This window comes from Oceanispirochaeta sp. M1, assembly GCF_003346715.1.
GTDB lineage: Bacteria > Spirochaetota > Spirochaetia > DSM-2461 > DSM-2461 > Oceanispirochaeta.
In genome coordinates this window covers 179,565-194,760 of the sequence record NZ_QQPQ01000008.1, presented here as the reverse complement: position 1 = coordinate 194,760, position 15,196 = coordinate 179,565, and the positions used below count along the sequence as shown (strand labels likewise).

The window sequence follows — 15,196 nt, the reverse complement described above, 5'->3', positions numbered from 1 at the left end:
GCCTCCGGCATCGGTGGTAAAAGTACTATTTCCACTAACTGAGACTGCACCATCATCACTAATGAGTCCCCCGGATGTGATAATCAGATTTCCTGAGATTGTAAGACCGGCCTGGATAAGAAAGGCACTCGCATCATCAACGGTGATATTGGCGATAGTTCCCGCCGAGGAGAAGGTCACATTACCTGTGAAATCATTACCAACTGAGTCCATGTAAACAGATCCAGTATCTGCTACGGTGAAAGCACTGGTTGTACCCACCGTGACGACTCCCGTATCTGTGATATCGCCTGTAGCGGCACGGGCAATCAGGCTTCCTCCAATGGGAGAGAGACCGAAGGCCATCGCAAAGCCTTCATTGACTTCAACATTACCACCAGTTAGAAACAGGGTCCCAAAATTATTTGTATAAGGCGCTCCGTCATCATCAAGGGTGATATTATTAACGCCCGCATTAATCGTCGTATTGTTCGCAACTGTAACCGTACCACTGTCCGTGACAGCCCCTCCGGCAGTCAGGCTAAGAATGCCGCTGATACCGGAAGCTCCCAGATCTATGGCATTCGTATCCTGCAGGATCACATCGTTTCCACTGACCACTGATAAGGTAGTAAAATCATTATTGGCATCGTTCAGGGAAATATTATTGCCAGCTCCGAAGGTTAAGGTCGTTGCTCCCGTATCGGCTATGACCTCTCCGCTCTGGGTCAGCGCTCCGACTCCAGACAGAGTTACTGTTCCATCTGTACGGATTCCTGCTCCCGCAAAACAGGAGGTGCCAAGATCAAAACCATTCGTATCGTTATAGGTGATATTTCCGGCGGCATCTGCTCCATCCGCCGTATTACGGCTCTCAAGGTTTACCGTAGTAAATGCATTGGCTAAAGGAAGGTTTATCAGTGCTCCACCATTTAACAAGGTTTTCACATGAAGTGTTGTTCCGCTTAGTACTCCTGATTGGGTAACATTTCCTCCGGCGCTTACTGTACCAGTCGCTCCAAAACTTCCGGCAGCAAATATAAGATCATCGATATCTGCAACGATGACGCTTGAGGGGGTGCCATTAACATCGAATGTGCCAAAATCATTCCCCACATCACTAAGGTCTATGGCATTCGCCCCGGCATCCACCGTCGTGATCACACCATCTGCCAGGATCGCTCCCGAATCGATGATGTTTCCATTAGCACTCAGGCTTAAAGATCCGCCAGCCCCGATACTCGCACCAGCCACATTCATGGCGCTGTTTTCTACGACACTGACATCATCACCGGTAAGATCCAACGTTAAGAAATTAGCCGTGCTGGCATCACCAAGAGTTATATCCGGAGTTACACCGCCGGCGGTGAAGGTACCAAGACCTCCTACCGTCAAATTTCCACTATCCGTGATAGCGCCACCACAACTGACAGTCAGGTCTCCCCCAACATTACTGGCAGCAAGATCGATTCCTGATGCAACACTGATCAAATCAGCATTACCTGCTCCATTGGTGTTAAGCCCAACACTTCCAGTGTAAGTGCTCACTCCATCCAGAGTAATGGCAGAGCCTCCGGCATCGGTGGTAAAAGTACTATTTCCACTAACTGAGACTGCACCATCATCACTAATGAGTCCCCCGGATGTGATAATCAGATTTCCTGAGATTGTAAGACCGGCCTGGATAAGAAAGGCACTCGCATCATCAACGGTGATATTGGCGATAGTTCCCGCCGAGGAGAAGGTCACATTACCTGTGAAATCATTACCAACTGAGTCCATGTAAACAGATCCAGTATCTGCTACGGTGAAAGCACTGGTTGTACCCACCGTGACGACTCCCGTATCTGTGATATCGCCTGTAGCGGCACGGGCAATCAGGCTTCCTCCAATGGGAGAGAGACCGAAGGCCATCGCAAAGCCTTCATTGACTTCAACATTACCACCAGTTAGAAACAGGGTCCCAAAATTATTTGTATAAGGCGCTCCGTCATCATCAAGGGTGATATTATTAACGCCCGCATTAATCGTCGTATTGTTCGCAACTGTAACCGTACCACTGTCCGTGACAGCCCCTCCGGCAGTCAGGCTAAGAATGCCGCTGATACCGGAAGCTCCCAGATCTATGGCATTCGTATCCTGCAGGATCACATCGTTTCCACTGACCACTGATAAGGTAGTAAAATCATTATTGGCATCGTTCAGGGAAATATTATTGCCAGCTCCGAAGGTTAAGGTCGTTGCTCCCGTATCGGCTATGACCTCTCCGCTCTGGGTCAGCGCTCCGACTCCAGACAGAGTTACTGTTCCATCTGTACGGATTCCTGCTCCCGCAAAACAGGAGGTGCCAAGATCAAAACCATTCGTATCGTTATAGGTGATATTTCCGGCGGCATCTGCTCCATCCGCCGTATTACGGCTCTCAAGGTTTACCGTAGTAAATGCATTGGCTAAAGGAAGGTTTATCAGTGCTCCACCATTTAACAAGGTTTTCACATGAAGTGTTGTTCCGCTTAGTACTCCTGATTGGGTAACATTTCCTCCGGCGCTTACTGTTAGATCTCCAGTTAAACTAGTTGCTGGTAAATCAAGAGCTCCACCACTATCTAATGTCAAATCTAAAAGAGTTAATGAGCTTCCTATTGACTGACTAAGAGTCAGCAATCCACTTCCTGAATCCAATGAAAGGCTTCTTCCTGCAATATCTCCATCGATAATGCTGTCAATATCAATATTTCCACTAACACTAGAAATGCTAACATCAGCAGTTAATTCAAGAGTATCTCCATCATTCCCTGCTCCAAGAGTAATATTTCCACCATTTGAACTGAATCCTGCGGCGAGAACTGAAGAACCATCGACAGCTAAATAACCATTCCCGATTGAAAAAGCTCCAGCACCACTAACTAATAAATCACCATTTACATCTAGGTTATAGTTACCCATTGTGATACTGGCACCATTAGCTATTGTTAAGTTTTGTACAATATGACTTGAGGTAGAAATGTTTAAATCGGGATAAGGAGCTCCAATTGCTGGAATAGTAACGTTATCACCTGGATTCGGAACCCCATTTGGATTCCAGTTAAACCCGGCAGTCCAATCTCCGTCTCCATTTCCTGCATCCCATACTACATCAGCAGAAAACATTGGTGATGATATCAATATGAGAATTAACAATGCTAAAGATATTTTTACCCTAAAATTTAAATGCATATATCACCTTTTTGAATATTAAGGAGTGAATATAACCCACTGAAGAATGACTTTAATACCTTCTTAAATATATCACTTATATAACAAGCTTTCATTATTATTCTTATGAAGGCAATAAAAAGAGTTAGATTCTACGGGCTATTGCCCGTAGAATTATTATATATTAATTTAATGGGAAAGGATTTCAGTCATTTACAAAAATTGAAGTAGCATATGTATGAAATGAAGCTCCATCAGAAAGAGTTTTTAGTACATTATTCTTCCAGTAACATGATTTTATATAAGGATCACTATCAGAATAATAACCAGCAATATAAATATCAGATTCTGAGACAAATATTGAGTTTGCTACAGAATCATCTTCTGACGCTGTTTCGTCATAGAGGACAATAGCATCCCCGCCATTCAACCAATAGCACGAAATAAAATATGCTCCATTTTTATATGATCCGGCTACATATATATCTGAACCATTAACAAATATAGAATTTCCTATAGAGATAGAACTATTATGCAGAATTATTCTTGAACTATTAGCCCAATAACATGCGCTCTTACCTCCATCATCAGACCATCCAGAGGTGTAAACAGTATTATTTTGCACTGTAATTGATTCAGCTCTACCCCAATCTGTAGGACTAAGATCTGTTCTAGCTGTATTTTTCCAATAACAGGCTTTTTCAATATCACTACCATCAACATAATATCCTGCAGCATATATATCTGTACCATCATAATAAATTGAGTTAATTTCAGATTTTTTTCCAGCTACAGGAGAAAAAGAAATGGGATCATCACTATTTACCCAATAACAGGCGACTCTAACACCATCCCCTTCCTCATAAAACCCAGAAACATAAATATCACTACCTGATACATATATATCATAAGCTTCGGCATGATAACCGGCTGTAGTCTCATTGAAAAAGTCTATAGGAAGTCCTCCATTCAACCAGTAACAGGCAACTTTATTACCATCTCCATTCGTATAAAAACCTGCAACATAGATATCTCCACCCGAAACAAAAATCGAATTAACACGGGAGTTTTCCGTATCATACAAATCAGTCTGATTGCTTATATCATTGATCCAGTAACTTGAAACATCGAATGGAGAACCGGCATAATACCCAGCCACATACACAGCAGTCTCACCCGGTTCAGCAGTCCACTGAGTAATATTATAAGTAACAGTCAAAGGCTGATCCTCAGTACTCCCGTCCATATCATCAACAGTCCAGAATCTGAGAGTTCCACTGAGATCAGTTCTCCTGTACACTATAATAACACCTGTTTCCTCATTAAAAGACATATCATCAGGCAACGGAGTCTCCGGATCGATTACTACGGTGACATTGTCTCCATCTTCATCATAGAGATAAGCCCCATCCGGGTTCTCACTGCATACTAAATGAAATGAAATAATATCCTCACCAGAAGTGGCATCAATTGATGTAGGAGAAACAAGAGGATTCGGATCATGATTCTCAATATCTGAATTATTCTTACACGCAAAACTCAGCATCAAAGTGAAAATTGAAATTAAATAGATTGATTTTTTCATTTTAACTACCACCCTTTTTTGAAGGGGGGTCAAGGCTCAAAATGACTGCGGGGCACATATGTAGGTAAGGTCTTAGACTCCCGATATGTATTTTATAATTCTACATCAAAAAAGAAAAAAATCCAGTAATCATTACAATTAACACAGGTCTTTTATTGTCAATTGATCTCAGAACTTGATTCATCCTGTTCCACGGTCTACAATCCGCTCATGAATTTCACAATTAACCCAGAAAAGTGTACATCCTGCGGGATCTGTATAGCAGAATGCCCTTCCAAGACAATAAAGAAAGAGACCGAATCTGCAAGAATAATCAGTGACGGATGCATCGAGTGCAGCCACTGTGGAATGGTCTGCCCTGTTAATGCGGTCAGAGTGGATGGCAATGAGCTTCCTCCTTACCCCGAATCTATGGAGAACCTCACAAGTGAGGAGATGACCGATCACCTGATTAAAAGTAAGAGATCTGTCCGTAAATATAAGACTGCTCCCATTAATAAAGAGGATCTTCAGGCAATTATCCTTGCCGGAGAGACAACAGCTACGGCATCCAACACACAGCACTGTGATGCCCTTGTTTTCCAGGGAGGTGAAGTAGCTGCTCTGGCATCTTCCATTGCAGGTATTCTAACAAAATTCACAAGGATCGGACTGAATCCTGTGGGACGTTTTTTTCTTAAGTTAGCTGGCCTGAAGCGCTATGCTGATAAAGAAGTAGTCACAGGATTTCATCATCTATTAAAGAAGACTCAGGAAGGAAAGGCAGATCCGCTGTTCTACCAGGCTCCTGCGGTTGTAATCCTGACCTATCCTAAGAAGGGAAAAAGATTTGGAATCACCGACTGCGGCATTGCCGGAGAGACCATGATGCTGACGGCTCACAGCCGGAATATCGGTTCCTGTATGATCGGTTTTGCACAGGTGGCCCTATTCAGTAAAAAACAGAGAGTCAAGCTGGGAATACCGGCAGACAGGCAGATCGGTTTAATATTCACACTGGGATATTCAGATAGACAGTACTATAGATACCCTGTTAGAAAAAACTGGTCCCATCTTATCTAATAAAAACTATCTGCGTGATTATGACTCTGCAGTTGAAATACCTTCACTGTGGAGTCTTTTATTCAGCCAGTCCATCAGACCGGGCATGATCCCGGGAAAGCGGGTGTTGTTCAGGGGAAACTCATCCACAAAGTCCAGTTCTTCAATCTCGAATTCCGCTGGTAGGGGATCAAAGGCTGTAATATCCGCCTTGTATATGCTTCCCCAGCTGATCCGGTCACCATGATCCACTGAATACTGGGCTATTCTGGAAAGATTGTAGTCTTTGGCTCCGGTCTCTTCATAGAGCTCTCGATGGGCGGCTTCATCCATGGTTTCACCGGCTTCTCTGTGTCCTCCGGGAAAACACCAGTCAGTCCGGCCTCTCAGGCGGACAATGACCCATTTTTCTTTGCTGCGGGCGGCAACAACCATGTATTCAAGTAGAGAGTCCTCTATAGTTCCGTCTGGAACAATTCTATCAATGTTTAAAACTGGCATGCTGTCATTCTACTCCGGGGATATAGTGATGAAAAGCAAAACATGAGAATTTCCAATAATAAGGAAAACTTATTTCTGAACCTGACCGGGGTTGATCCCGAAGTGCTTTTTAAATGTTTTTGAAAAATGAAACCTATCTGTATAACCCAATACTTCTGAAAGCTCTTTTATACTGATGTTGCTATATGTTATTTTATGCCTGGCTACTTCCATTTTGATTGTTCTGATAAAAAGGTTTGGGCTCATGCCTGTATATTTTTTAAATTCCTTAAAGAAAGTACTTCGGCCCATCAGAACATGAGAAGCCAGTTCATCTGACTGAATATTTCTGTTCAAATTAAGATGGATATATATAATGGCTTTTTCAAGATCATCATCCAGTTCAACAGAAAGTTGTTCGATTTCTTCAAGATTTGACAGGACCTTCCCTGTTAATTCAACAATTTGAAAAAAGCCTTTTGAGGAGTAAAACAGAGGAGGACCATCCAATTCCTGAATGATCTTGCAGATTCTTTTTTTTACATCACCTGTCATCGGAAAGGGCTGAGGCCCGACAGAAGGACTGATTTTATAATCCTGAAGAGTAAAATGATAATAGAACTGCCAGGGATTTGCTGACTTTTTACCTTTGAAACTGACCAGAGGAGGAATCAGATAGTAATAATCAGGGAGTAACTCAATAGTTGAGTTTTTATATTCAATATAGGCACCAGGGCTATTATTCCAATAAAAACGCCAATAATTCCCCATATACAGAATGTTGTTCCAGTTTTCATTCAGAGGCTGATAAAGGCTCTCCAAAATGTTTATTTGCCCTGCCATATTGGACGATTATACATATAATTTCCTTTTTAAAACATACTATTCAGGCATATCTGAGAACATAATAAATCAGGAGAAAATATGATTGAAAAGAATAGAGCAGAATACCTGCAAAAAGTAAAAGATGTAATCCAGAAAGGTAAATATAAAGACAACTGGGAGTCGTTAAGTTTTTACCCCTTACCTCAATGGTATGAGAAAGCCAAATTCGGAATTTTTATTCATTGGGGAGTCTACAGTGTTCCTGCATTCGGAAATGAGTGGTATGCAAGGAATATGTATTTAGAAGGATCTAAAGAATATAAACACCATATTGAGACTTACGGTCCTCATAAGGATTTCAAATACGAGGATTTCATCCCCCTCTTCAAAGGAGAAAAGTTTTGTGCAAAAACCTGGGTGGAATTATTTAAAAAAGCAGGTGCCAAATTTGTAATGCCTGTAGCAGAACATCACGATGGTTTTCAAATGTATGACAGTGATCTCTCCGTTTGGAATTCAGTACAGAAAGGTCCTAAACGGGATATCCTTGGCGAACTGAAGAATGAGATAGAAAAGGAGGGAATGGTATTTACAGCATCCAGTCACAGGGCAGAAAATTTCTGGTTCTTCGGTGGGAGCAGAAGCTTTGATTCAGGAATACAGAGTATGGAATTCCAGGAGCCCTATGGATTTGCTATGCCATTATTCACAAAGGGCGATGCTGATATGGACGAAGGAACTCATGATATCTACTCGACTCCTGCCTCAAAGGAACATCTGGAAGACTGGCTGGCACGGAGCTGTGAACTGGTTGATAAATATGAGCCGAAGGCCGTCTGGTTTGACTGGTGGATTCAAAACAAATCATTTAAACCCTATCTGAAAAAATTTGCTGCATACTATTACAATCGCTCTATCGAATGGGGCCATGAAGTTGCTATAAATTACAAGGATGATGCTTTTGCCTACAATACAGCAGTTTTCGATATTGAAAGGGGTCAGCTCAGTTCTATACGTCCTCAGTTCTGGCAAAATGATACAGCAATTGCCAAGAATTCATGGGGTTATACTGAAAATAATGATTTCAAAAATCCTGTAGATATAGTCAGTGACCTTATTGATGTTGTCAGTAAGAACGGTAGTCTACTTCTTAATGTGGGTCCCAAGGCCGACGGCAGCATCGGTGATGAAGACAGAGAGATTCTGGAACGAATCGGAGACTGGCTGAAAATTAACGGAGAATCCATTTATGATACAAAATACTGGGTCAGATTTGGTGAAGGCCCAACAGAGGTACCTGAAGGATCATTTACAGATGTCAACAGAGAACCTTTTACAAGCAAGGATATCCGATTTACCTATAAGGCTCCCTATATATATGCCAATGTACTGAGCTGGCCTGAAAATAATACTGTTCAGATTAAATCTCTTAAAAAGAGAAGTTCCTGTTTCAGCGGCCATATAGAAGAGATTGAGATTCTCGGATTCAACAATCAACTCAACTATACTCAGGACAAGGCAGGTCTTTCTATCAAGATCGAAGGAAATATACAGACTCAATACCCGGTCTGCTTCAAAATAAAAATTGACTGATTTTTATACTTCCTGTTTTCACAATAAGGAGTCAGATTGATAGATCCAGAAGATCTACCAACTGACTCCAGTCTCCCTCATTCTCCACGGGTTGAGGCATACCGGCTGTGCTTCGCCCATTTTTAATGAGATCAGTACAGAACTGTTTGATACTCAACAAAAGTTCTGGATGTTCTTTGTAAATATTCTCCGACTCAAAAGGATCTTTTTCCATATCATACAACTGAACAATATCACCATCCTCTGAGCAGGCTGTTTCATTTCCACCGGAGCCTGAATGAAGGAGCAATTTCCATTTTCCCATTCTGACTGCCCAGTATCCCCGACTTGAGTGATGAATACCGAAATCTCTGAGACTTTGCCCTTGATCTTCAAGTAGAATAGGGAGCATTGAATAACTATCCTCACAGAAATCAGGGCTGATTTTTATTTTTACAAGATCACAAATTGTCGCAGCGATATCGACCAGTTCAACATATTGACCAGTATGCCTGCCTGCCTTAACAGCAGACGGCCATGAGATTATATAAGGAACTCTGTGTCCACCTTCCCAATTATCCCTCTTATAGCCCCGGAATTTCCAGGTACTGCTATGGCTGTAATTCTCTTTATACTGATGGGTAAAAAGTTCGGGACCATTATCACTTGTAAAAATAATGAGTGTATTATCCTCGATCCCGGCCTTTTTCACAGTGTCTGAAATCTGTCCCAGGTAATCATCAATTTCCATGATAAAATCACCATACAGACCACAGCCGCTTTTTCCGATCCATTCCTTTTTGGGAACAATAGGAGTATGAGGCCCATTAATCGGCAAGTATAAAAAGAATGGTTTATCCGTCTTTGAACACTCTGTAATGTAGTTCTTCGACTTATTGATTATTGTCGGTAGGACAGATTCATGGGTCCAATCAGAAACACCTACACCTGTCCTGAAGCATCGTTCACCATACTCACCGGAAATAATAATATCTGGGATGTCAACAACTCGATTATTTTCAAGCCAGGTATAAGGAGGCATGTCCAGAGATGCAGAAAGTCCATAGTAATAGTCAAATCCAGCATCAAGAGGCCCATTTTTGATATCCTTCAGATAATCGATCCGATACTGTACATCATCCTCCATTTCATCAGATAAATATTGCATAGGGAGACTGCCCTCACTGACGGACCAATCCATTCCAATGTGCCATTTTCCGATACATGCAGTTGAATATCCCTGTTTTTTAAGCTCACTCGCCAGGGTCTTTCGTCCATCCCTTATCAGCCCAGGACTGAAACCGCCATTGACATCTTCTTTCAGTTCCTTTGTCCTCCAGCAGTATCGTCCGGTCAGTATGGAATACCTGGAGGGAGTACAGACAGCAGATCCTGAATGAGCATCTGTAAAAACTAAACCCGAAGATCCGAGTTTATCAATATTTGGAGTTTCAATCTTTGATTCAGGGTTGAGTAAACTAACATCCCCCCAGCCTAAATCATCACATAGAAAATAAATAACATTCGGTTTCTTTTCCATTTAATCCTCCAATGTTTAGAGAATAGCCAGTAGATGATTTGACAGCAATATATAAAACAATCCGAAAAATGTATAAAAGTGAACAGATGATCCAAGAATTATTTCCGGTATATTCTGCAATTGAGAATTGAGCATTTTTTTTATATAATCAGGAATGAATATTATTTTTGCCACCATGAGTGAAACACCTTACAATAATTCAATTCATCAACATGATTATTTTGAATTTCATTATATAACCGGTGGTGAAGGAATATACCTGTTCAACAATGAGAAAAAAATGATTCAAAAGGGGGACTTTGTTTATTTCCCTTCTAATGAAGCCCATTTTCTATCCCCTCTCCAAAAGGGTGAAATACTGCAGCAGATATATATCTTAATTGATATTACAGATAAACCACTTTTATATTATCTGAATGATACAAAATACAGTGGTCAGAAATTTATTCCAGGTAGTCAATGTTCCTGTCTTATTGAAAAGATGATCAATTGGTTCTCATATAGAGAGTTAGAACTGCTGACTTTAAAATATGAATTCAAGTCACAAATCCTCAAACTAATATTAGAAAATGATTTAAAAGCAAGAAGCAAAGAAGACGTAATGATCGAAAGATGTATTCAGATGATGCTTGATAATATTCACTCAACCCTTAAGCTAGTAGACCTGAGCAGTTTGATTAATACATCTGAATCTTATCTTATAAAACTGTTTAACAATTCAGTAAAAAGTACTCCACATAAGTATTTTCTCAAACTGAAGATAAAACAGAGCCTTCTCATTATAAATCAAAATGATAAATCAATAGAGCAGATCGCAGAAATCTTCGGATTTACCGATAGATATCACTATGGCCGGGTCTTCAAAAAAGTAATGGGAACTACCATTAAAACGTATAGAAAAAATACAGTAATGATCTACAATGATTTGGAAAACTGAGAGGGGGGGATTCCACTCAATTTTTTAAAGACGCGTCTGAAAGTCTGAGGGTTGGTAAAACCTGTCATCCTGGCAACATCATTAATCTTATACCCTTGTTCAAGCAGTTCTGTTCCCTTACTGATCCTCAGAGATTCAAGATAGGAAGCAAATGTTTTTCCAAAAAGATGCTTGAATGTATTGTAAAAAATATTTTCAGACAGATCTGTGTATTCTGCCAACTGATGGATAGTTAAAGTGGAATCCGAAAAATTTATCATCAAAAAACCGCTAATTTCATCTTTCAGCTCCTGATCAATGACAGTTCTCTGCTTTAAGACGATGTAGGATTTATCTATAAGGAGAGCCTTGAGCTTTTGAAATACTGTATGAATAGGTTCTGAATCATCAATGAAATCATCAATATCCTGTGACAACCTCAACAAGGTTCCTGTGAGGTTTCTAATTAACTGACGTTGAATATAGATACTGACACCGGGATCCTTGAACACCGAAATTTCAATATCATCTAATAGCAACCTGGCTCGCTCAGTATTACCGGCTCTGATATAAGTAAGAAGCTTAACTTCACACTCTATGGAGAATGAATAAGCAGGAATCTTATGTACTTTATTCTCATTTGTTATAAAACCTGATTCATCAGAGTAGGCCTGCAGAAGCATCTTTTCTGCATTTGAAAAGGCAATATGTATTCCTTCAGCACTTTCTCCCAGCCCCCCCCAGAACAGAGCAACAGACTTTGACTCGCTTTCTTTCAAATAATTGTTAAAAGATGTTTCAAGTAAAGAGAGGACATTCACTGTATGCAAAGTGCTTATCAGACAGCACAAGCCGCCTTCCTCCAGAGGATAGGTAATAATTTCAAGCTTCACTATTGTATTAAAAACTCTGGTCAGTTCTGTTACTATTTTTTTTTGAAAACTATATATGTTCCCTGCCCTGGACTTTAGTGAAGTCTCTTTGATAATGAATACAGCAACAGGGAACATGTCCTCTGTGAGGCCGACAATATCTGTTAGAACAATGGACTCCTCGGAATCCATGAAGTCACCATGAATTATGTTACCGATATAACTCTGTCGTAGAAATCCTTCCTGCTGTGAGAGCCGTTCCTTCATGGAAAAACTTTCCTGCAGCATATTATCAACATGTGTATTAATAACTTCATATCCGTTTCCGACTTCCGTCTTGCTGCCCTCTTCCTCTTTAACAAGTTTTCTCAGAAGAGTAAGGAGAGGTCTAGAATTCCATTTGATAAGAAGGACTGATAAAATGATTGTGACAAAGATACTCAGTAGAGTGATTAGAACTTCATATTTCCTGATTTCATATACAGGTTTGATAATATGAGAATAAGGAACGAGAGACTGTATTTCCCAATCTCCCCACAGAGACCGGACTCTGTTTACAACCATTTTTTCCTGTTCCAGACCAACCTTTTCATCTGGATATGAAAAAACGACACTCCCTTCACTTATGATTTCTATCATACCGGACTTACCAATATCAAAGAGTGATAAAACTCTGGAGAAGGCGTCTTCGTTCAGCCGAATCACGATCAAAGCCTGGGGATGAAGTACATCGAGAGGAAAGGAACTGACGAACCACAAACCTGTGGATGTCGAAAAGACCTTATTGCGATGTATTGAATCCCAGAGAAGTCTGTGGCCTTCGCCCTTTTCTGCATCTGGGAAAATATTCTGATAATAACAGCTGAAGATGTCGACATATGAGCCCGAAGCACTGAGGATAAGTCCACTCTTCCTGTATACAATTTCTATTGAAGATATAAACTCGCTGGTAAGTTCATACCTGGGTAGATTGCTCTGCACATCGTATATTTTATAATAACCCGTATCCCCATCATTGGATGAATCAAACCTTAAGAGCCTATTAATTCCTGGGTGTAGGATAAGAGAATTCGATATTTTTTCCTGTTCATGAAGAACACTGTCTATCTGATCACGAATATGAGCAAGTAATCTCTCATTGGCTGTCTCAGCCATTGATATAGAATGTTTTACGGAAATCTTCATCATTGAGAAAACTGAGGTCATACCTGGAACAGCAATGAGAATAATTGAGATCAGTAAAGGATAAAAGAGAAAAATTCTTTTTCGACTCTTCATTACCTGAGAGATCTCCTGGATAAATGAAGATAAAACACTTTATTTTCACTCATGACAATGATGGTATTCTATCTTCATTTTTGATATATCACCAGCAAGTTTTAATAGACAGACTGATCTGCTCAATGAAAATATAAAAAGCAATTATTAAAACACACTGTAATTGAAGAAGGCAGCATTTAAGTGCTGCCCCCAAAATGTATTTTATTAAAACTGTCTATTATAGGCGGTCTGCATTACTTCCAGATAACTACCCAGACCTATATTCTCAAGATCAGAGATATACTTATCCCAGTTCTTTTCAATATCATCCTCACCCATAATGAATTTAGTCTTCGATGATTCAATATAATTCTGCAATTCAACCTTTATAGTACTCAATTGATCAGCTTCCTCTGTAGTCAGCTTGAGTGGGGGAGCAATTCTTACTTCAGGATTTATATAGGGAGAATATAAATCTTTTGTAGTATCGTACAGAAACTCCTCATAACCGTACTCATTAGGATCTTTTACTTTTCCCAGTCTAAAATCTCGGGAATAGAAAGTACCGTTAAGCCAGTTGAAATTTCTTGGTTCTATTGACTGCTTAACCAGAGATTTGTAAATAGCAGGCTTGCCGTTTATACCAACTTCATCTGGTTCAGCCCATCTGAAATGAACACCTTCCACACCACCACGTTCACTTTCCCTAATTGCCGCATCAACAGTGTAAAATGAATCAATCCATCTCATGGCAACTTCAGGATCTTCACATTTATCAGTGATTAGAAACTGACCTGTCCTATAAGCATTATAGGGAAAATAGGCAGTCTGTCTTGTTCCGTCGGGTCCTTTCAAGGGAGGCAGTGCAACATATTGACCGTATCTTTCAGGATCCGCAGTTGCATTAAAAAGCATCTGATTATGCCCTGCCTGAAAGGCTCCAACGAGAATATCAGGGTAGTTTGCCAGCTGACGAAGCTGATCATGCTTTTGAGTAAAAGATGGAGCATAAATCAGGTCTTCATCAAAAAGTCTTGCCAGATATTTCAGACCCTCTTTATACTCAGCAGTGTTAACAATGGAGGAAATCTCACCATTACTCTCCAGCAGTCTGATCCTGTCACCATTGTCCTGAATAAAGGGACTCATAAGAAATGAATCAAGGGTTTCATACCATCCTTCTCTTTCTCGAGCTCCAGCAAGAGGAATCTCATCTGCGGTATCACCATTACCATTCATATCCATATCTTTGAAAGCTGTAAGCATCTCATAGAAATCTTCTGTGGTTTCAGGCATATCCAGACCAGCTTTATCTATCCAGGTTTTATTTACCCACATTTTTATCGGCATACTACAGTGATAGCAGTCGTTGACTCTAGGAAGGCTGTAAATATTTCCATCCAGATGTGTAATGCTACCAAGTAGTTTAGGGTTTTCTTCAAGGATTTTATTAAAATTAGGAGCATGATCTCTGATCAGATCATTAAGTGGTATAAAGATTTCCTCTTCAATACCAAATCGTGCCTCCATGGCCGGATTGATATCTAAATAGGATCTCATAAATATGTCTGGATAATCGCCACTGGCCAGCAATAAGGTAATTTTCTCTTTTACAGCATCCACTGGACCTGTTTCAAAAATGATATGAACATTGGTTTTTTCCTCAAGCCATGTAGTAAAATCATTTGTTGCAAAGTCTATTACGGCATCTTCAGCCGGTGTAAACACCGTCAGTTCCACCTTTTCTGTAACAACTGGATAAGTCCCGTTAGGGGTCAGTTCATAGGGAACTGAATTCTCTCCACTATCCTGTTGCCCTCCGGCAAATAATGTCACTGACAACAGACTCAGCATTATTAATACTGATACCTTTCTCTTCATATAAAACTCCTTTTGAATATATTTCATCTGTACAGTGACTTAAAGTCATT

The 15,196-nt window shown here is 40.4% G+C and carries 10 protein-coding genes; 3 read left to right on the top strand and 7 right to left on the bottom strand.

Annotation, left to right across the window (positions count from 1 at the left end; translation table 11 throughout):
- On the bottom strand, nucleotides 1-3,129 hold a 3,129-nt coding region (locus DV872_RS07760; protein WP_147283124.1), incomplete at its 3' end, for an S-layer family protein.
- Between the two features lie 250 nt (nucleotides 3,130-3,379).
- Nucleotides 3,380-4,759 carry a hypothetical protein gene (locus DV872_RS07755; protein ID WP_114629293.1) on the bottom strand — a complete coding sequence of 460 codons (1,380 nt, stop codon included), beginning with the start codon at nucleotides 4,757-4,759 and terminating at the stop codon, nucleotides 3,380-3,382.
- 210 nt (nucleotides 4,760-4,969) lie between these two features.
- Here DV872_RS07755 and DV872_RS07750 point away from each other — a divergent pair, with 210 nt between their 5' ends.
- Nucleotides 4,970-5,821, top strand: a complete 852-nt coding sequence (locus DV872_RS07750; RefSeq protein WP_147283123.1) for a nitroreductase family protein — start codon at nucleotides 4,970-4,972, stop codon at nucleotides 5,819-5,821.
- An 18-nt stretch (nucleotides 5,822-5,839) separates the two neighbouring features.
- Here the strand turns inward: DV872_RS07750 and DV872_RS07745 are convergent, their stop codons facing one another.
- Both DV872_RS07745 and DV872_RS07740 read right to left on the bottom strand, forming a co-directional pair.
- Nucleotides 5,840-6,301, bottom strand: coding sequence for an NUDIX domain-containing protein (locus DV872_RS07745; protein ID WP_114629291.1), 462 nt, complete (start codon nucleotides 6,299-6,301; stop codon nucleotides 5,840-5,842).
- 69 nt (nucleotides 6,302-6,370) lie between these two features.
- Nucleotides 6,371-7,123, bottom strand: a complete 753-nt coding sequence (locus tag DV872_RS07740) for an AraC family transcriptional regulator (protein ID WP_114629290.1) — start codon at nucleotides 7,121-7,123, stop codon at nucleotides 6,371-6,373.
- Between the two features lie 81 nt (nucleotides 7,124-7,204).
- Between DV872_RS07740 and DV872_RS07735 the strand changes: the two genes are divergently transcribed.
- Complete coding sequence (locus DV872_RS07735) at nucleotides 7,205-8,698, top strand: alpha-L-fucosidase (protein WP_114629289.1); 1,494 nt, start codon at nucleotides 7,205-7,207, stop codon at nucleotides 8,696-8,698.
- A 31-nt stretch (nucleotides 8,699-8,729) separates the two neighbouring features.
- Here DV872_RS07735 and DV872_RS07730 read toward each other — a convergent pair whose 3' ends face one another.
- Nucleotides 8,730-10,217 carry an arylsulfatase gene (locus tag DV872_RS07730; RefSeq protein ID WP_114629288.1) on the bottom strand — a complete coding sequence of 496 codons (1,488 nt, stop codon included), beginning with the start codon at nucleotides 10,215-10,217 and terminating at the stop codon, nucleotides 8,730-8,732.
- Nucleotides 10,218-10,371: 154 nt separating this feature from the next.
- Between DV872_RS07730 and DV872_RS07725 the strand changes: the two genes are divergently transcribed.
- A complete protein-coding gene (locus DV872_RS07725; protein WP_114629287.1) occupies nucleotides 10,372-11,154 on the top strand; it encodes an AraC family transcriptional regulator in 783 nt (260 codons plus the stop codon).
- Here the strand turns inward: DV872_RS07725 and DV872_RS07720 are convergent.
- Complete coding sequence (locus DV872_RS07720) at nucleotides 11,133-13,283, bottom strand: helix-turn-helix transcriptional regulator (RefSeq protein ID WP_114629286.1); 2,151 nt, start codon at nucleotides 13,281-13,283, stop codon at nucleotides 11,133-11,135. The two genes, DV872_RS07725 and DV872_RS07720, sit on opposite strands and share 22 nt — an antisense overlap.
- Before the next feature lie 207 nt (nucleotides 13,284-13,490).
- Nucleotides 13,491-15,146, bottom strand: a complete 1,656-nt coding sequence (locus DV872_RS07715; protein WP_158546879.1) for an extracellular solute-binding protein — start codon at nucleotides 15,144-15,146, stop codon at nucleotides 13,491-13,493.
- Between the last annotated feature and the right edge of the window lie 50 nt (nucleotides 15,147-15,196).

Coding starts and splice junctions, on each gene's coding strand:
- DV872_RS07755 (WP_114629293.1), bottom strand. CDS start 4,759: ATGAAAAAATCAATCTATTTAATTTCAATTTTCACTTTGATGCTGAGT.
- DV872_RS07750 (WP_147283123.1), top strand. CDS start 4,970: ATGAATTTCACAATTAACCCAGAAAAGTGTACATCCTGCGGGATCTGT.
- DV872_RS07745 (WP_114629291.1), bottom strand. CDS start 6,301: ATGCCAGTTTTAAACATTGATAGAATTGTTCCAGACGGAACTATAGAG.
- DV872_RS07740 (WP_114629290.1), bottom strand. CDS start 7,123: ATGGCAGGGCAAATAAACATTTTGGAGAGCCTTTATCAGCCTCTGAAT.
- DV872_RS07735 (WP_114629289.1), top strand. CDS start 7,205: ATGATTGAAAAGAATAGAGCAGAATACCTGCAAAAAGTAAAAGATGTA.
- DV872_RS07730 (WP_114629288.1), bottom strand. CDS start 10,217: ATGGAAAAGAAACCGAATGTTATTTATTTTCTATGTGATGATTTAGGC.
- DV872_RS07725 (WP_114629287.1), top strand. CDS start 10,372: ATGAATATTATTTTTGCCACCATGAGTGAAACACCTTACAATAATTCA.
- DV872_RS07720 (WP_114629286.1), bottom strand. CDS start 13,283: ATGAAGAGTCGAAAAAGAATTTTTCTCTTTTATCCTTTACTGATCTCA.
- DV872_RS07715 (WP_158546879.1), bottom strand. CDS start 15,146: ATGAAGAGAAAGGTATCAGTATTAATAATGCTGAGTCTGTTGTCAGTG.